The organism is Stenotrophomonas sp. Steno-Z4, assembly GCF_056393145.1.
In genome coordinates this window covers 249,421-265,472 of the sequence record NZ_JBWJPC010000003.1, presented here as the reverse complement: position 1 = coordinate 265,472, position 16,052 = coordinate 249,421, and the positions used below count along the sequence as shown (strand labels likewise).

Sequence of the window (16,052 nt, the reverse complement as noted above, 5' to 3'; positions counted from 1 at the left end):
ACTACGACGCGGCAAGGCGTGGATCGGGCACCGCTAATTCGATGAATTTTTTTTGACAACGCTTTCGGCCACGTCGCGCATGCGTACGTGGATGCCATCGGCACGTTGCTGGATGACCAGCGCCGGCTGCTGGTCCAGGAACGCACGCAGCGAACCCAGGTCATCGGCGCGCAGGTTGCCGGTCAGGCGAAGCGCGCCGGCGTCATCGCCCACGCGCAGGCGCAGGGTGTTGCTGCGGTTGAAGCGGTCGGCCACTTCGCGCAGGGGCTCGTCGCGGAACACGATGCGGCCCTGCCACCACGCGATCATGCTGGCCGCGTCCTCATCGCGCAGCTGCACGCGCTGGTCGCGATAGTCCACCTGGACCACCTTGCCCGCCGACAGATCGGCCAGCAGGCGTCCGCGGCCGCCATCACCGTGCACCTGTACGCGGCCCTCGCTGACCGCGATCCGCGCCTGCTCGCGCAGCAGCGAGACATCAAAGGTGGTGCCGATGTCGGTCACCCGCAGGCCGCCAGCATGCACGGCGAATGGCCGGCGGTCCGGCGCGACCACGAAGCTGGCCTGGCCTCGCTCCAGTTCAACGCGTCGACCGAACAGGCTCATCCGCACCGAGACTTCGCTCTCGGCATTGAGATGAAGCACGCTGTGGTCGGACAGCTCGATCTGGCGCGGCGCGCCATGGGCGGCCACATAGCGGTTGGTCTGCGGCCACGGCAGCGGCGTGCCGACACCCACCGCCAGCAGCAGCGCGGCTGCGGCAGCGATACCAGGAAGCCACCGACGTCGCGCCGGCGCAGGCGCGGCTGCACGCGGCGCGCGCGCCGGCAGCTGCACGACGTTATCGCCCGAGCCCTGCGCTGCCGGCGCCGCCAGCAGTGCATCCAGGTCGATCGGCATCGCGCGCAGCGCCTCCCCCAGCGCGCCCGCGGTTTCGCTGATCACCAGGTACTCGCGCAGGTGCTCGGGTGAGACCAGCAGCCAGTCCATGAAGGCGCGCTGCTGCGCGGACGTCACATCGCCCTGGCGTTGCAGCGCATGCCAGTGGGCGGCGGCCTGGGTCAACGCGGAGGGGTGCAGCGACGGTGCGCTCATCGCAGCACCTCGCGGTCGGCCATCGCACGCCGGCACACGGCAAGTCCGCGCACGACGTGCTTCTTCACCATGTGCGGGGAAACACCCAGGCGCTCGGCAATCTGCTTGTAGCTCAGCCCATCGCGGTACTGCATCACCAGCACGGCGCGGGTGTGGTCGGGCAGCGTGGCCAGCAGCGCCTGCAGGCGCTGGCTGCGTTGTTCGCGTTCGGCGGCATCTTCCACGCATTCCCCGCTGGCCAGGCCCTGGCCCAGCTGTTCGATGTCCTCGATCGGCAGGGTCGACCAGCGCCTGCGGCTGGCCTGCTCACGCGCCAGGTTCAGCGCTACGGTGAACAGATACGCCTCGGGGTTGGCGATAGACTCGCCCGGCCCCGCATGCGCACGCAGCAGACGCAGGTACGTCTCCTGCACCAGGTCTTCGGCGTCCTGTCGCGCCCCCCGGCGCACGAAGAACCCCCGAAGCACCGGCGCGTGTTCCACGAACATCCGCGCCAGCCGCCCTCTTGCCTGCTCGGCCACTGTGCCGCCCCAACCCCTGAAGTGCGGCGCAAGGTAAGCGCTGCGTATTACGCGGTGGTGACGGTGCGATGCGGCACCCGGCACTTGACAGACCCAGGGCCACGAAGCACGATTAGTTAACGAATTAATTAACTACCGGAATGGACCGCATCTTCGAGGCCCTGGCCTCCACCGCCCGCCGCCAGATCCTGGCCTACCTCAACGGCGGCGAGCTCACTGCGGGCGAACTGGGCGAACGCTTTGATTTCAGCAAGCCGGCGCTGTCCAGCCACCTGCGCATCCTGGAAGATGCGGGCCTGATAGAACGCGAGAAGCGCGGCCAGTTCGTGTATTTCCGCCAGGTGCCCGACCGCCTGACCAACACCCTGTTCGCCTGGGCCGCCGAAGTCTGCCCGGTTGGCGGCCCCTTGCAGCGCGAGAGCCGCGCACGCGCCAAGCGCAAACCCACCCCTTCGACCTGAGCCCTGCCACCAGGAGACCGGCATGCTGGACACCCACCGCGTGAGTCGTTCGTTCCCCAGCATCAGCCTGCCTTCGTACGGGGATGGCAGCCCGGTGGAAGTGGCCTTGATCACCCAGCTCGGGATCGGTGCGGGCGACCAGCTGCTGCGTGATGCCGGGCTTCGCCAGGCCGCGCATCCGGCCTTCGTGGATGCGCTGGACGAGCCCTCCGCACGGCTCGGCGGCATGCACCTGGCCCACGACGATGCGTCGTCGCTGTACTCGTTCTCGGTCGGGCGCCAGGGGCATCCGTTCCACCGCCATGCCGGGCCCCGCATGTTCACCGCCATCGCCGGCAGCGGCGGTGCGCAGCTGCGTTTTTCCACCGCGTCCGATGCCCAGCTGCAGCGCGACCCCGCTGCGTTCCTGCATGCGCTGCGCTGCGTGGACATCCCGCCTGATTGCCTGTTCACGGTGCGCTTCGGCAGCGGCACCTGGCACCAGTTCGTGTCGCGCCACCCGCGCCACCCGGCGCTGTTCGCGCTCTCCTGCCATGCCAACGAACGCAGCGGCGCGTTGACCGAGGCGCAGCGCGAGCAGATCGATGCGGACAGCGCCGACATTCCGTCCCTGACCGATACCCTGCCGCAGACGCTGCAGTTGTTGCTGGAGCAAGCCGACCTGTCGCGCGTTCCGGTGGTGAGCCTGTCGCTGCAGTCGCCGGCCCGTTCGGCGTTGGCCGGCCTGTGCGCGCGCACACGCGACCTGGTCGGCCCACTGCGCGCGTGGCTGGCGCGGCTGCGCCCGGCGCAGGGTTACATCGGCCGCAGCGCTGCGCGGCATCCGGTGCAGGCGCTGCCCGCCCCGCCGGCGGATTCGCTGCTGCACGGGGCGCTCGCCGACGGCGTCGACCACCAGGACTACAACACGCTGGTGCTGCCCGCGCACAGCGTGGCAAGCCGTTCGGCCAGCGTGGTGCTGGAAGCGCTGCTGGAAGGCTTCGTGCTCAATCCACCGCCCAGCGTGGGCCGTTTGATGGCACTGCGAAATGCACTGGTGGCGCCGCTTCATCTGCGCACTTCAGCCTTGGGTTGCCCGGTCTCCTCGCTGCTTTCGACCGACCGCAGCACGCTCTTTGCCGGTCGTTTCCCGGTCCATGCACAGCGCGTGGACGCAACCGACCGCAGCGCCGAAGTGCTGCTGGGCGCGGACGACCGCCACCTGCGCTTCCGTTCCTGCGTCCGTGTGCAGCTGCAGGCGGACGGCGCGGCAGTGATTGCACTGGGCACGCGGGTGCGCACCCACAACCGCTTCGGTCGCCTCTACATGGCGGCCATCGACCACGTGCATCGCCGCCACATCAGCCCCGCCATGCTGCGCATGGCCGTAGCCCACGCGCTGGCCCCGGAACTGGCGCAGGCCACCACGCACGCCAGCTGCCGACCGGTGGTCGGCACGCTGTCTACCGCGCCCGCAACGTCACCAGGGTGATCTCCGACGGCACGCCGATGCGCGCGGCGAAGCCCGGCCACAGGCCGGCGCCGTTGCTGACGTACAGGGTCATGCCGTTCACCTCGTAACGCCCGGAGACATAACCGCCGTTGGCGCGCTTGACCAGCTGGTCCATGCCGACGATGTGGCCCCCATGGGTATGACCGGACAGCTGCAGCTTCACGCCCTTGGCCGCATTGGCCAGGGCCTCGCGAGGGCGGTGGTCGAGCAGGATCACCGGGGCGGCGGGATCGGCACCTGCCAGTGCGGCAGTCAGATCCGGCATTGGCAGGCCATAGCGCGCCGCCACCGGGTCGGTGACCCCGGCGATGGTCAGCACCGCGCCATCGCGCGTCACCTGGGTGTGGCTGTTCTCCAGCACCTGCATGTGCAGCGCGCGGAACGCCTGCATCCATTGCGCGTACTGGCCGTAGTATTCGTGGTTGCCGGTAATGGCGATCACGCCGTCCGGCGCCTGCAGCTGGTCCAGGCTGCGCACATCGTTGGCACGGGCGCTGACACTGCCATCGACCAGGTCGCCGGTGATCACCACCAGGTCCGGCTTCAGCGCGTTGCTTTCAGCCACCACCTTGGCCACCCAGTCGCCGGTGAGCAGGCGGCTGGCGTGGATGTCGGTGAGCTGCAGCACGCGATAGCCATCGAACGCTTGCGGCAGGCCGGCAATGGTCACCTCGATCTGGCGGCTCTGCGGCACGGCAATGCCCTGCTGCACGCCCCAGATGCCCAGTACCAGCGCCAGTCCGCCCGCCGCTGGCCGCAGCCAGCTGCGACGCAGGGCATCGGCAGCGCGCGGCAGCTTCAGCAGGCGCGCGCCCAGCAGCAGGACGTCCAGCACCAGCAGGAACACCGCCACCAGCAGCAGGGCGGTGAAACCGCTGGCCAGCACCACCAGGGCCGCCTTGGGAATCTCCGGCGAGGCCATCGTGCCGGCAAACCGCGCCACGATCCGGTGGTGCAGCGCCAGCGCCAGCACCAGCAGGCCAAGCGGACCACGTACCGAGACCGGCACGCGCAGCGGCCAGATCAAGCGCCACACCACATACAACGCAAGCACTACTCCAACAACACTCAGCACAGGCAATTCCAGGTTCCGGGGGGATGCGCGCGCGCCAGCGGCGATCGTGCAGCGCACCATCTTTGCCGATGTTGACGACAGGTGCCACCGCGAGGGGGTGGAATTCTGGGTTGCGCGGTTCAGCGCGAGGGTGATTTCTTCGCTTTTGCCTTGGCCGTATTGAAGGCCACCGCCGCCCGGATCAAGGCCTTCAAGGCCGCCTCGTTGATCTTCTCGCCTTCATGCACGTCGATGGCGCGGCGGGTGTTGCCCTCCAGGCTGGAATTGAACAATCCCTTCGGATCGTCCAGCTTGGCCCCATGGGCGAAGGTCATCTTCACCGCGGCTTTGTAGGTTTCCCCGGTACAGAGGATGCCGTCGTGCTCCCAGACCGGCACCCCGCGCCACTTCACGGTCTCCACCACGTCGGGATCGGCCTTGTGGATGATGCTGCGGAGCTGCGCCAGGGTTTTGCCGCGCCAGTCGTCCAGCGCGGCGATCTTTGCATCGATCTGCTGCGCGGCGTCGTCCGGTGCAGCGGTGGCGGTGGCGGTGGCAATCGGCTTGCTGCGGGTGCTGGCACGGGGCATGACCGGGTCCTGATCAACGTTGAATGGAAGGGGAACTGTTACATCCGTTCGCCGGGAAGCCGGCTGGCCTGCTTTACCCAGCGGGTGAACTGTTTGGCATCCAGCGGCACGTCCTCGACAACGTGCAGGTAGCGCGTGTCCTGGCTTTTGGATGCCTCCGGCGGCACCGGATCCAGTGCCTTGCCACGAAAGAACGCCACTTTGATGTAGCGCGCGTAGCAATGCATGCTCAGGAACCAGCCGTCATCGCCGGCGGCATACAGCGGCGAGTTCCATTTGACCGCCTTGCGCACGCCGGGCACCGCCGCCACGATCAGTGCATCCAGCTGCCGGGCCGCCTCGCGCTTCCAGTCGGGTATCGCCGCGATCCACGCCTGCACGGGGCCATCGCCCTCGCCTTTGGGAATCTGCGGGTTGCCGCCGGCCAGCAGGCGTGGCGCCGCGCCTTCGGGTCGGGGTGCTGCCGTGCGTCGGGTGGGTGCCACGTCGGTGCCCATACAGATGCCTGACCGCCTTATAGACCGCCCTCCCATCGATTTCAATGTGAGCGTGCCGAGTCAGCAACGTGACGAGGCGCGTGCGGTACCGCAAAAGTACTGAGTCGAATGCGGGAGATTACCGATGCGTCACCGGTGTCCTACGGGGCAGGATCAACCCTCCCCCGCACACCAGCGCAGGCGCAGACACCATGGCTACGAAGGCATCCAAGGCACCCAGCAAGGCGTCCAAGGCACTCAAGGCGACCAAGGCGACCAAGCCCAACATTCTGGTCATCTTCGGTGACGACATCGGCATCCCGCAGATCAGCGCTTACACGCGCGGTCTGATGGGCTACCAGACGCCCAACATCGACCGCATCGCCAATGAAGGCGCGTTGTTCACCGACTCGTATGGCCAGCAGAGCTGCACCGCAGGCCGCGCCTCCTTCATCCTCGGCCAGGAGCCGTTCCGCACCGGCCTGCTCACCATCGGCATGCCGGGCGACCCGCACGGCATTGCCGAGTGGATGCCGACCATTGCCGATGTACTGAAGACCGAAGGGTATGCCACCGGCCAGTTCGGCAAGAACCACCTCGGCGACCAGGACCAGCACCTGCCCACCAACCATGGGTTCGATGAGTTCTTCGGCAACCTGTACCACCTCAATGCGGAAGAAGAGCCCGAGGGTTACTTCTACCCCAAGGATCCGGCGTTCAAGAAGAAATACGGCCCGCGCGGGGTGATCCACTCGCATGCCGGCGGCAAGATCCAGGACACCGGCCCGCTCAACAAGGCGCGCATGCCCACCGTGGATGAAGAGTTCCTGGACGCCGCGCAGGGCTTCATCAGCGATGCGGTGGAGAACGACGAGCCCTTCTTCGTCTGGTTCAACACCACCCGCATGCATGTGTTCACCCACCTCAAGCCCGAATCGGACGGCAAGACCGGCAAGGGCCTGCATGCCGATGGCATGGTGGAACATGACGGCCACGTCGGCCAGTTGCTTGACCACCTGGACGAGCTGGGCGTCGCCGACAACACCATCGTGCTGTACACCACCGACAACGGTGCGGAAATCGCGCTGTGGCCGGACGGTGCGATGACGCCGTTCCGCGGCGAAAAGGGCACCACCTGGGAAGGCGGCATGCGCATCCCGATGATGGTGCGCTGGCCGGGCGTGATCGAACCGGGCACCGCCTACAACGACATCATTTCGCTGATCGACTGGTTCCCTACCTTATGTGCGGCCGCCGGCGTGGACGATGTGGTGGGCAAGATGAAGAAGGGCTTCAAGACCAGGAAGAAGACCTTCAAGGTGCACCTGGACGGCTATGACTTCGGCCCCTACTTCCACGGCAAGGTGGATGCCGGTCCCCGCCAGGCACTGTACTACTTTGACCAGGGCGGCAACCTCAACGCGGTGCGCTATGCCGACTGGAAGGTGAGCTTCGCGGTGGCCAGCCACGGCAACATCGCCACCGCCAAGCGCGAGGTCACCGCGTGGGCGACCATCACCAACCTGCGCATGGATCCTTACGAGCGCGGCATCGAAGAAGGCGGCGGCGCGATGGGCTTCATCGGCCAGCAGATGTGGCTGCTGGTGCCCATCCAGGGCCTGATCAAGACCTTCTTCTCCGACTTTGCCAGCTACCCCTACCAGGCCGGCAGCTCGCTCAACCCCAGTGGCATCAACTACAGCCTGCTGCAGGCACAGGATGCGATGAAGCGGTTGAAGGAGCTGGAGACCCTGCGGACCAACTGAGGACCGCAGGCCGACGATGGGGCGAGCTGAACGGCCGCCCCATCCTCGCCGGCCGCCCCTTGCATCCTCGCGTCCCGCGCCCTATAAATGAGTGGTCACTCACTTATAGTCTTTCATGGCCCGCCCCCTCAGCGAAGCGAAACGCGATGCGATCCTGGCTGCTGCCGCCCAATTGGTGGCGGCACAGGGCGTGGGCGCCTCCACCGCGCAGATCGCCAAGGCGGCCAAGGTCGCCGAGGGCACGGTGTTCACCTACTTCGAGACCAAGGACGCGCTGCTCAATGCGCTGTTCGTGCGCCTGGAGGAGCGCCTGGCGCTGGCGGTTGGTGGGACGTTCCCGGCGAATGCCGAGGTCCGCGAACAGCTGCACCATGTATGGAACGCGCTGGTGGTCTGGGGTGCGGCGCATCCGATCGACCGCATGGCACTGCGCCAGTTGAAGGTGTCCGAACGCATCACCGACTGCACCCGCACCCACTGCGCGGGGCTGTTCGGCACCACGCTGCAGACTCTGGAAGCCAGCCTTGCCCGCCATATCGACCCGGAGCGCATTCCGTTCTACCTGGGCCGGGTGCTGATCAGCCTGCTGGAAACCACGCTGGAGGCCATGGCCGCCCAGCCCGAGCAACGCGACACCCTGCAGCAGGCCGGTTTCGACCTGTTCTGGAAGGGCATTCAACGTTGAATTTCTTGCCGCCAATGAATGAGTGCCTGCGCACTCATCCACAAGACCAAGGAGACGCATGCGCATCCTGCCTGTACTCGCTGTCGCCTTCGCCCTCACCGTTCTGATCGGGATGACCTTTGCCGTGCCTATCGCCTCTTACGACACTTCGCCGCAACGCGCCGATGACCAGTTCACCAACGTGGCCGCCAAACCGAAGGAGTCCTTCGGCGCCACGCTCAAGCTGTTCTGGGAGTTCATGTTCAACCGCCCGCCGGGCACCACCCCGCCCAAGGCGCCGCCGGTGCGCGCGCTTACGGCGCAGGCGCTGGCCGAAGCGCCCGACCGCAGCATGTACCGGCTGGGTCACTCCACCCTGCTGATGAAACTTCGCGGTGGCTGGTGGCTGACCGACCCGGTGTTCTCCGAGCGCGCCTCGCCCGTGCAATGGATGGGACCGAAGCGTTTCCACGCCCCGCCGATCGCGCTGCAGGACCTGCCGCCGATCCGTGGCGTGCTGCTCTCGCATGACCATTACGACCACCTGGACCGCGCGACCATCAAGTACCTGGCAACGCGTGCACAGGTGTTCCTGGCCCCGTTGGGCGTGGGCGACCGCCTGATCGACTGGGGCGTGCCGCAGGACCGCGTGGTGCAGTTGGACTGGTGGGAAGAAACCCAGGTCGATGGCGTGCGTTTCGCCGCCACCCCGGCCCAGCATTTTTCCGGCCGCGGGCTGCGCGATGGCAACCGCACGCTGTGGGCCTCGTGGGTGATCCTGGACGATGAGCTGCGCGTGTTCTTCAGTGGCGATACCGGCTACTTCAACGGCTTCAAGCGCATCGGCGAACGTTACGGGCCGTTCGATGTCGCCTTCGTTGAAACCGGTGCGTATGACGCCAAGTGGCCGTTCGTGCACATGCAGCCGGAACAGACCGTGCAGGCGCACCAGGACCTGCGCGGCAAGTGGCTGGTGCCCATCCACAACGGCACCTTCGACCTGGCGATGCACCGCTGGGAAGAACCATTCGAGCGGGTCAGCGCGCTGGCCGCGCAGCGGGGCATCGCGCTGTCCACGCCGGAAATGGGCGAACGCCTGGATCTTTCCGCGCCGCATGCCGGCACGCCGTGGTGGCGTGCACTGGCCGCGACGGAAAGCGAAGGCAGCGGCGTGGTGGCAGGCAGCACGCGCTGAGTGGAGCCTGCCCATCAACGGGCAGGCTGGCGATGACCCGGGGCATTACCGATCAACAGCGTCGGCGCGCTCCAGGGTCAGCTCGGCATGCTCGGCCGGCGTCTTGGCCAGCCAGCTGGCCCAGCCCAGCTCACGGGCCTTTGCCAGCTGCGGAAGGGCCCTCGCCGGCATCGGCGGCTCGCTGCCCAATGCCTCCACGCGCCGGCTCTGCCGGACCCAGTTGATGAAATCCGGGTTGTCCATGCTGTAGTCGCTGCCCCCATCACGCCGGATCGGCCGCAGCTGGTAGCCATTGCCATACACGGGACGGACCAGTACGTAGTAGCGCCGGCCGGCCTCCAGATCGGCGTCCATGAAATGCACGCGCATGCCATCGTTGGAGACGAACATCTTCCTGCCGGGGGCCGTGGAATACACCACCTTGTCTTTTCCACCGATGGCCGAGATGAAACGGTCACCCTCGGGGGTTACTTCACTCAACATGGTGTACATGCCGCCGAACAGCGAGGACGGGCGCAGGAAGATCAGCTGCGCCTTGTCGGGCTCCGGGAGAGCGACCGACTGCGTGGCACTCTTCTTGACGAAATCCCGGGCCCCGACGGGGGCAACGAACGCAAACAGCGAAAGCACGCACAAAACGAATCGCATCATGGTGGATTCCAGAGGTTGGCAGGAGGAACTGCGAACGAGGTACCCCAGCACAGGGGCGCGGTATCATCGCGCGTTCCCGCCATGGAGTCACCGCATGCCCAACCTTTCGACCTGCTGGACCGGCCGCGCGGCGGCGGTACTCCTGCTGCTGGCGCTGGGCCCGGTGGTGGCTGCCGCCGATGACACGACCGCCGCGCCCAGCGCCCGCGACCGCGCGGTGGCCGATGCGGACCAGATTGCCCGGCAGCTGCTCCAGGTGCGCGAGGGCGAGAACGAACTGAACTGCGCCAAGGCCGTCGAGAACGCGCGGTACGGCGTGGAAACCATGCTGGAAGTGGGCGAAAAAAACGTCCGCGGCGGTTACCTCGAGGCGGAGCAGTTCAATGCCTCCGCCGCGCCCTTGCGTGCATTGCTGCCGCAGCTCACCACTGCCGACTGCGAACAGGCTGAAGGCAACAAGCGTGCCTTCTACCAGTGCATGTCCAGCGACTACAACCACGTGCTGGCCTGCGGGAAAGCGCATCCCTACTGAACCGCGTTACGGATCAAGGGAATACGAGGGCAGCCGTTGCAGAGCGATCGTCTACCGTGAAACAGATGATCAGCGTGTCGGTCTGGCCTTCGAGCCCAGCGTGGGGCAACCAGGCACTGCCTGCTTGCAATAGGCAGCAGTGGAACCCCGCACCATCAGGCTGAATTCCAGGGTCTGCTGCAGCGGTACATCCACGCCTTCGATGATGGCGAGCAGCAGGTTGACCGCGCGCTCGCCGATCTCCCGCATGGGCTGCCGGACGGTAGTCAATGCGGGCGTGAGGTAGCTGGACGATGCCAGATCGTCGAAGCCAACGATGGACAGCGCATCGGGCACGCGGATGCCCAGGTCCCGGCAGGCTGCCAGCACACCCAGCGCCATCTGGTCGCTGAAGCAGAAGATCGCGCTCGGCACGGTCGCGCCCGCCAGCAGCGCCATGGCTGCCGCATGGCCGGATTCCACGGAGAAGTCGCCCGGCACCACGCTCAGGCTGCGCAGGCGACCGCGTGTCTTGCTGGCGGCCCGCACCCCTTCGAGACGCTGCTGGTGCAGGGGATTGTCGGGCGGCCCGCCCACTACGGCGATCCGCTCGTGGCCCAGACCGTACAGGTGGTCCATGACCGCGCGCGCGGCGGCGGCGTTATCGATGTGCACGCTGGGGATGCCCAGTGCTGGGTCGAACTCGCAGCCATTGACCACCGGCGCGGTGCTGCCCTGCTGCTGCACGATCGCGCGCGCGGTCGGCGGCAGGCGATGGCCGAGCACGATCATGCCATCGGCTTCGTTGCGGCGGAGCATCTGCGCGTAGCGTTCTTCGCGCTCGGGTCGATGCTGGGTATCGCCGAGCAGCACGGCATACCCGACCGCCTGCGCCGCTTCCTCCGCGCCCTGCAGAATCTGGGCGAAGAACGGATTGGCGATGTCCGGCACGGTCACCAGGATCTTGCCGCTGCGCTGGGTCTTGAGCGTGCGGGCCACCGTGTTGGGCACATAGCCCAGCGCGGCGGCGGCCTGCTCGATGCGCGTGCGCGTGGCCGGCAGGACTTTGTCCGGCCGCGAAAGCGCCCGCGACACCGTGCCTGCGGAAACGCCGACGTGCTTTGCGATGTCGTAGATGGTTGCCATGGGTGTTGGGTTCTTCTTGTCGCTGTGCAGTGCACAACAGGTTTTGCGGAACGTCCTGCTAGGGTAATGCAATCGATTGCATCGAGGTGAATCACGTTGAAGACGCTCAAGGGTCCGGCGCTGTTCCTGGCACAGTTCATCGGCGACACACCGCCCTTCAACCGGCTGGACACGCTGGCCGAGTGGGCGGCAGGCCTGGGCTATTCTGGCGTACAGGTCCCCACCAGCGCGCCGCACCTGTTTGATCTGGCCGAGGCCGCCCGCAGCCAGGCGTACTGCGACGATATCGCCGGCATGCTGGCCGGGCATGGCGTGCAGATCACCGAGCTGTCCACGCACCTGCAGGGGCAGCTGGTAGCCGTCCACCCCGCCTACGACAGCCTGTTCGACGGCTTCGCGCCAGCGGACAAGCGCGGCGATCCGGCCGCCCGCCAGGCCTGGGCCGTGGAGCAGCTGCTGCTGGCTGCCAAAGCCAGCGAGCGACTGGGGTTGACCGCGCATGCCACCTTCTCCGGCGCGCTGGCCTGGCCTTATTTCTACCCTTGGCCGCAGCGCCCGCCGGGCCTGGTGGAAGAGGCCTTCGCCGAACTTGGCCGGCGCTGGCGCCCGATCCTCGATGCCTTCGACGCCTGCGGCGTGGACCTGTGCTTCGAGATCCACCCGGGCGAGGACCTGCACGACGGCGCAACCTTCGAGCGCTTCCTCGACGTGGTGGACCACCATCCCCGCGCGAAGATGCTGTACGACCCCAGCCATCTGCTGCTGCAGCACATCGACTACCTGGGCTTCATCGACCGCTACCATCCGCGCATCGGCATCTTCCACGTCAAGGACGCGGAGTTCCGCGCCAGTGCGAGTAGTGGCGTGTATGGCGGCTACCAGGACTGGATCGATCGCCCGGGGCGGTTCCGTTCGCTCGGGGACGGCCAGATCGACTTCAAGGCGATCTTTTCCAAGTTCGCGCAGTACGATTTCCCGGGCTGGGCGGTGCTGGAGTGGGAGTGCTGCCTGAAGCACCCCGAAGACGGCGCGCGCGAGGGCGCCGCCATCATCCGCGACCACATCATCCGCGTGACCGAACGTTCCTTCGACGACTTTGCCGACAGCGGTGCGGATCCTGCATCGTTGCGCCGCATGCTGGGTATCTGAGCCATAACCGCCTGGGAGGGCAAGCCATGAGGCACGCCATGTCGCGCTTGGGCGCGATGATGTTTCTGCAGTTCTTCATCTGGGGCGCATGGTTCGTGACCCTGGGCACGTACCTGGTGCAGGGCCCGCTCCAGGCCAGCGCCAGCCAGGTGGCCACGGCCTTCCTCAGCCAGTCCATCGGCGCCATCGTGGCGCCGTTCCTGGTCGGGCTGATCGCGGACCGCTACTTCGCGGCGCAGCGCATTCTCGGGGTCCTGCACCTCGCCGGTGCGGTGCTGATGTGGCTGGCGTCCACGGCGACGGACTTCAACACGTTCTTTGCCTGCGTGATGGGCTACATGCTGCTGTTCATGCCGACGCTGGCGCTGGCCAACAGCGTGGCGATGCGCCACATGCAATCGCCGGAGAAGCAGTTCCCGCCCGTGCGCGTGGCCGGCAGCGTCGGCTGGATCGTGGCCGGCGTGCTGATCGGCTGGCTGGGTTGGGAACAGGCGCATACGCTGGAACTGACCTTCCGCATGGCGGCGATGGCATCGCTGGCCTTGGGCCTGTATGCATTCACCCTGCCGCACACGCCGCCGCTGGCGCAGCAGCGCGACGCCGGGCTGGGCCAGATGCTGGGGCTGGATTCGCTGCGGCTGCTGAAGTCGCGCTCCTACCTGGTGTTCTTCCTGGCCTCCATCGCCATCTGCATTCCGCTGGCGTTCTACTACAACTTCACCAACCCCTATCTCAACGACCTGGGCGTGCGCGGCGCGGCCGGGCTGCAATCGCTGGGCCAGGTGTCCGAAGTCCTGCTGATGCTGGCCATGCCGTTCCTGTTCGTGCGGCTGGGGGTCAAGACCATGCTGGCGGTGGGCATGGCCGCATGGGTGGTGCGCTACGTGATGTTCGCCTTCGGCGATGCGGGCGGCGGCTTCTCCCTGCTGGTGATCGGCATCGTGCTGCACGGCATCTGTTACGACTTCTTCTTCGTTACCGGCCAGATCTACACCGATGCGCATGCCGGCCCCGCCGCGCGCAGCAGCGCGCAGGGCTTCATCACCCTGGCCACCTACGGCGTGGGCATGCTGATCGGCACGTTCCTGTCCGGCGCGGTGGTGGAGCACTACACCACAGCGGCGGGCCCGGACTGGCAGCGGATCTGGCTGTTCCCGGCCGGCGTGGCGCTGGTGGTGCTGGTCGCCTTCCTGTTGTTGTTCCGCGACCGGCCGGCGCTGGCCGCCGCGCCCAGCACGCACTGAGGAGCCGACACGATGCGCAAGCTTGGAATCGCCATTGTGGGCACCGGCATGATCGCCGCCGTGCATCGTCGCGCGGCGCTGCTGGCCGGTGCGGAGGTCCGCGGCGTGGTCGCCTCGTCGCCGCAGCGCGCGGAGGAAGTGGCGCGCTCATGGAATGTTCCGCGCGGCTATCGTGACATCGAAGAGGTGGTCGCCGATCCGCAGGTACAGGTGGTGCACGTGTGCACGCCCAACCACCTGCACCGCGCCATGGCGCAGGCGGCACTGGAAGCCGGCAAGCACGTGATCTGCGAGAAACCGCTGGCCACCACGCTGGAAGACGCCCAGGCCCTGGCGGCATTGGCTGCCTCGACCGGGCTGGTCGCCACGGTGCCGTTCGTCTACCGCTACCACCCGGTGGTGCGCGAGGCACGCGCACGCATCGCGCAGGGCGAGTTGGGGCCGCTGCACCTGATCCACGGCAGCTACCTGCAGGATTGGCTGCTGGACCCAGCCAGCAACAACTGGCGCGTGGACCCGGCGCTGGGCGGCGCCTCACGCGTGTTCGCCGACATCGGCTCGCACTGGTGCGACCTGGTGGAATGGGTCAGCGGCGAGCGCTTCGTTGATGTCAGCGCGGCGTTCGCCACCGTGGTCGCCGAGCGTGGTGCGGTGGGCGGGCAGAGCTTCACCACGCCGGCGGCGGGCGGCGCGATGCAGGCGGTAACCAGTGAGGACGTGGCGGCGGCGATGTTCAAGACCGGCGCAGGTACGCTCGCCTCGTTGACCGTCAGCCAGGTCTCGGCGGGCCGCCACAACCGCCTCTGGTTCGAGATCGACGGCGCCACGGCCAGCGTGGCATTCAACCAGGAAGACCCGGAGCGGCTGTGGATCGGCCGGCCCGACCAGCGCGAAGAAACCTTCGTGCGCGGGCCCGGTGCCGGCAGTGCCGAACAACGCCGGCTGGCGGTGCTGCCACCCGGCCACGCGCAGGGCTACGCCCAGTGCTTCGAGGCGTTCGTCGCCGACACCTATCACGCCATCGACGGCGAGCGGCCGCAGGGCCTGCCTACCTTCGAGGACGGCCTGCGTTCGGCGCTGATCGTCGACCGCGTCATTGCATCGGCCAGGTCGCGCGCCTGGACCGCCATCGGTTGAACTCCACGAGGATTTCTTGATGAAGACTGCTGCACGCCGGACCACCACCCTCGCATTGCTGCTGCTCGCCGCCCTGCCCGCCTTCGCCGGGGACGCGGCCGGTCCACAGCAGCCCATCGCGGTGCAGATGTACACGCTGCGCAACGCCGGCACGCTCGACCAGCAGTTGAAGATCGTGCACGACGCGGGCGTGGGCGCGGTGGAAACGGTCGGCACCCAGAACGTCAGCGCCGCTGAACTCAAGCAGCTGCTGGACCGCTATTCGATCAAGGCGGTTTCGTCGCACGTGCAGCTGGCCGATCTGCGCAAGGACCTGGTTGGCGTGGTGGCCTTCAACCGCGCGATCGGCAACACCACGCTGGTGGTGCCGTACCTGGAGAAGAAGGATCGGCCGACCGATGCCGCCGGCTGGACCGCCCTGGGCCAGGAACTGGGCCGGATCGCGGCGCAGGTGAAAGCCCAGGGCATGCACCTGGCCTACCACAACCATGACTTCGAGCTGGTCGACTTCGGCGGCAAGACCGGCCTGGAACTGCTGTTCGCCGCAGCCGGCCCCGACCTGCAGACCGAGCTGGACCTGGCCTGGGTGGCGCGTGCCGGCCATGACCCGGTGGTGATGCTGGGCAAGTTCCGCGGCCACGTATTCGCGGTGCACGCCAAGGACAATGCCCCCAAGGGCCAAGCCGAAGCCGAGGGCGGCTTTGCCGCCGTCGGCCAGGGCGTGCTGGACTGGAACGCGATCCTGCCTGCCGCCGCCGCTGCCGGGGTGCAGTGGTACATCGTCGAACACGACCAGCCGCGCGATCCGGCCACCGTCATCAAGACCGGCGCAGACTACCTGCGCCACCACCTCACCGCCCGCCTGCCCGCCAGCGCACAGCGCTAGCCAGCCAAGGAGCC

Annotated in this window: 17 protein-coding genes; 10 read left to right on the top strand and 7 right to left on the bottom strand. The window is 67.3% G+C overall.

Going from position 1 to position 16,052, the window contains the following annotated elements:
* Nucleotides 1-33: 33 nt before the first annotated feature.
* On the bottom strand, nt 34-1,095 hold the full coding sequence (locus AC06E7_RS10060) for a FecR family protein (protein WP_478064443.1): 1,062 nt from the start codon (nt 1,093-1,095) through the stop codon (nt 34-36).
* Nucleotides 1,092-1,583, bottom strand: coding sequence for an RNA polymerase sigma factor (locus tag AC06E7_RS10055; RefSeq protein WP_478064619.1), 492 nt, complete (start codon nt 1,581-1,583; stop codon nt 1,092-1,094). Before AC06E7_RS10055 ends, AC06E7_RS10060 begins: the two co-directional genes overlap by 4 nt.
* A 173-nt stretch (nt 1,584-1,756) precedes the next feature.
* Between AC06E7_RS10055 and AC06E7_RS10050 the strand changes: the two genes are divergently transcribed.
* Complete coding sequence (locus tag AC06E7_RS10050) at nt 1,757-2,077, top strand: metalloregulator ArsR/SmtB family transcription factor (RefSeq protein WP_068850041.1); 321 nt, start codon at nt 1,757-1,759, stop codon at nt 2,075-2,077.
* A 22-nt stretch (nt 2,078-2,099) separates the two neighbouring features.
* On the top strand, nt 2,100-3,548 hold the full coding sequence (locus tag AC06E7_RS10045) for a DUF2867 domain-containing protein (protein WP_478064441.1): 1,449 nt from the start codon (nt 2,100-2,102) through the stop codon (nt 3,546-3,548).
* Here AC06E7_RS10045 and AC06E7_RS10040 read toward each other — a convergent pair.
* The 3 genes from AC06E7_RS10040 to AC06E7_RS10030 form a co-directional block, all read right to left on the bottom strand.
* On the bottom strand, nt 3,520-4,644 hold the full coding sequence (locus AC06E7_RS10040) for a metallophosphoesterase (RefSeq protein WP_478064440.1): 1,125 nt from the start codon (nt 4,642-4,644) through the stop codon (nt 3,520-3,522). The two genes, AC06E7_RS10045 and AC06E7_RS10040, sit on opposite strands and share 29 nt — an antisense overlap.
* Before the next feature lie 119 nt (nt 4,645-4,763).
* On the bottom strand, nt 4,764-5,213 hold the full coding sequence (locus AC06E7_RS10035; RefSeq protein ID WP_478064438.1) for a DUF1801 domain-containing protein: 450 nt from the start codon (nt 5,211-5,213) through the stop codon (nt 4,764-4,766).
* 38 nt (nt 5,214-5,251) lie between these two features.
* Nucleotides 5,252-5,710: a DUF1801 domain-containing protein gene (locus tag AC06E7_RS10030; RefSeq protein WP_478064437.1), complete on the bottom strand. Its 459-nt coding sequence runs from the start codon at nt 5,708-5,710 to the stop codon at nt 5,252-5,254.
* 191 nt (nt 5,711-5,901) lie between these two features.
* Between AC06E7_RS10030 and AC06E7_RS10025 the strand changes: the two genes are divergently transcribed.
* The 3 genes from AC06E7_RS10025 to AC06E7_RS10015 all read left to right on the top strand — a co-directional run bounded on the left by AC06E7_RS10025 (nt 5,902) and on the right by AC06E7_RS10015 (nt 9,314).
* Complete coding sequence (locus AC06E7_RS10025) at nt 5,902-7,455, top strand: arylsulfatase (protein ID WP_478064435.1); 1,554 nt, start codon at nt 5,902-5,904, stop codon at nt 7,453-7,455.
* A gap of 115 nt (nt 7,456-7,570) precedes the next feature.
* Nucleotides 7,571-8,140, top strand: a complete 570-nt coding sequence (locus AC06E7_RS10020) for a TetR/AcrR family transcriptional regulator (protein WP_478064433.1) — start codon at nt 7,571-7,573, stop codon at nt 8,138-8,140.
* Nucleotides 8,141-8,198: 58 nt separating this feature from the next.
* The gene (locus tag AC06E7_RS10015; RefSeq protein WP_478064431.1) at nt 8,199-9,314 is read left to right on the top strand and encodes an MBL fold metallo-hydrolase; all 1,116 of its coding nucleotides are present in this window, start codon (nt 8,199-8,201) and stop codon (nt 9,312-9,314) included.
* 45 nt (nt 9,315-9,359) lie between these two features.
* On the opposite strand, the gene AC06E7_RS10010 is transcribed toward AC06E7_RS10015, so the two are convergent.
* The gene (locus AC06E7_RS10010; protein WP_068850019.1) at nt 9,360-9,965 is read right to left on the bottom strand and encodes a hypothetical protein; all 606 of its coding nucleotides are present in this window, start codon (nt 9,963-9,965) and stop codon (nt 9,360-9,362) included.
* A 94-nt stretch (nt 9,966-10,059) separates the two neighbouring features.
* Here AC06E7_RS10010 and AC06E7_RS10005 point away from each other — a divergent pair, with 94 nt between their 5' ends.
* A complete protein-coding gene (locus AC06E7_RS10005) occupies nt 10,060-10,497 on the top strand; it encodes a hypothetical protein (RefSeq protein ID WP_478064429.1) in 438 nt (145 codons plus the stop codon).
* A gap of 69 nt (nt 10,498-10,566) precedes the next feature.
* Here AC06E7_RS10005 and AC06E7_RS10000 read toward each other — a convergent pair whose 3' ends face one another.
* Complete coding sequence (locus AC06E7_RS10000; RefSeq protein WP_478064428.1) at nt 10,567-11,622, bottom strand: LacI family DNA-binding transcriptional regulator; 1,056 nt, start codon at nt 11,620-11,622, stop codon at nt 10,567-10,569.
* A gap of 96 nt (nt 11,623-11,718) precedes the next feature.
* On the opposite strand from AC06E7_RS10000, the gene AC06E7_RS09995 reads away from it, so the two are divergent.
* From AC06E7_RS09995 to AC06E7_RS09980, 4 genes are read left to right on the top strand one after another with little or no spacing between them, the layout of a single operon-like run.
* Nucleotides 11,719-12,771: a sugar phosphate isomerase/epimerase family protein gene (locus AC06E7_RS09995; RefSeq protein ID WP_068850010.1), complete on the top strand. Its 1,053-nt coding sequence runs from the start codon at nt 11,719-11,721 to the stop codon at nt 12,769-12,771.
* A 26-nt stretch (nt 12,772-12,797) separates the two neighbouring features.
* Nucleotides 12,798-14,015, top strand: a complete 1,218-nt coding sequence (locus AC06E7_RS09990; RefSeq protein ID WP_478064426.1) for a nucleoside permease — start codon at nt 12,798-12,800, stop codon at nt 14,013-14,015.
* Nucleotides 14,016-14,027: 12 nt separating this feature from the next.
* Nucleotides 14,028-15,152, top strand: a complete 1,125-nt coding sequence (locus tag AC06E7_RS09985) for a Gfo/Idh/MocA family protein (protein WP_426804148.1) — start codon at nt 14,028-14,030, stop codon at nt 15,150-15,152.
* Nucleotides 15,153-15,171: 19 nt separating this feature from the next.
* Entirely contained in the window at nt 15,172-16,038 is an 867-nt protein-coding gene (locus AC06E7_RS09980) for a sugar phosphate isomerase/epimerase family protein (RefSeq protein WP_478064424.1), read from the top strand.
* The last annotated feature ends 14 nt before the right edge of the window (nt 16,039-16,052 follow it).

What these genes read in the sequence shown, in the direction of transcription:
- AC06E7_RS10000 (WP_478064428.1), bottom strand. Translation starts at nt 11,622, where the DNA reads ATGGCAACCATCTACGACATCGCAAAGCACGTCGGCGTTTCCGCAGGC.
- AC06E7_RS10015 (WP_478064431.1), top strand. Translation starts at nt 8,199, where the DNA reads ATGCGCATCCTGCCTGTACTCGCTGTCGCCTTCGCCCTCACCGTTCTG.
- AC06E7_RS10020 (WP_478064433.1), top strand. Translation starts at nt 7,571, where the DNA reads ATGGCCCGCCCCCTCAGCGAAGCGAAACGCGATGCGATCCTGGCTGCT.
- AC06E7_RS10035 (WP_478064438.1), bottom strand. Translation starts at nt 5,213, where the DNA reads ATGCCCCGTGCCAGCACCCGCAGCAAGCCGATTGCCACCGCCACCGCC.
- AC06E7_RS09985 (WP_426804148.1), top strand. Translation starts at nt 14,028, where the DNA reads ATGCGCAAGCTTGGAATCGCCATTGTGGGCACCGGCATGATCGCCGCC.
- AC06E7_RS10010 (WP_068850019.1), bottom strand. Translation starts at nt 9,965, where the DNA reads ATGATGCGATTCGTTTTGTGCGTGCTTTCGCTGTTTGCGTTCGTTGCC.
- AC06E7_RS10030 (WP_478064437.1), bottom strand. Translation starts at nt 5,710, where the DNA reads ATGGGCACCGACGTGGCACCCACCCGACGCACGGCAGCACCCCGACCC.
- AC06E7_RS09990 (WP_478064426.1), top strand. Translation starts at nt 12,798, where the DNA reads ATGAGGCACGCCATGTCGCGCTTGGGCGCGATGATGTTTCTGCAGTTC.
- AC06E7_RS10025 (WP_478064435.1), top strand. Translation starts at nt 5,902, where the DNA reads ATGGCTACGAAGGCATCCAAGGCACCCAGCAAGGCGTCCAAGGCACTC.
- AC06E7_RS10060 (WP_478064443.1), bottom strand. Translation starts at nt 1,095, where the DNA reads ATGAGCGCACCGTCGCTGCACCCCTCCGCGTTGACCCAGGCCGCCGCC.
- AC06E7_RS10055 (WP_478064619.1), bottom strand. Translation starts at nt 1,583, where the DNA reads ATGTTCGTGGAACACGCGCCGGTGCTTCGGGGGTTCTTCGTGCGCCGG.
- AC06E7_RS10050 (WP_068850041.1), top strand. Translation starts at nt 1,757, where the DNA reads ATGGACCGCATCTTCGAGGCCCTGGCCTCCACCGCCCGCCGCCAGATC.
- AC06E7_RS09980 (WP_478064424.1), top strand. Translation starts at nt 15,172, where the DNA reads ATGAAGACTGCTGCACGCCGGACCACCACCCTCGCATTGCTGCTGCTC.
- AC06E7_RS10045 (WP_478064441.1), top strand. Translation starts at nt 2,100, where the DNA reads ATGCTGGACACCCACCGCGTGAGTCGTTCGTTCCCCAGCATCAGCCTG.
- AC06E7_RS10005 (WP_478064429.1), top strand. Translation starts at nt 10,060, where the DNA reads ATGCCCAACCTTTCGACCTGCTGGACCGGCCGCGCGGCGGCGGTACTC.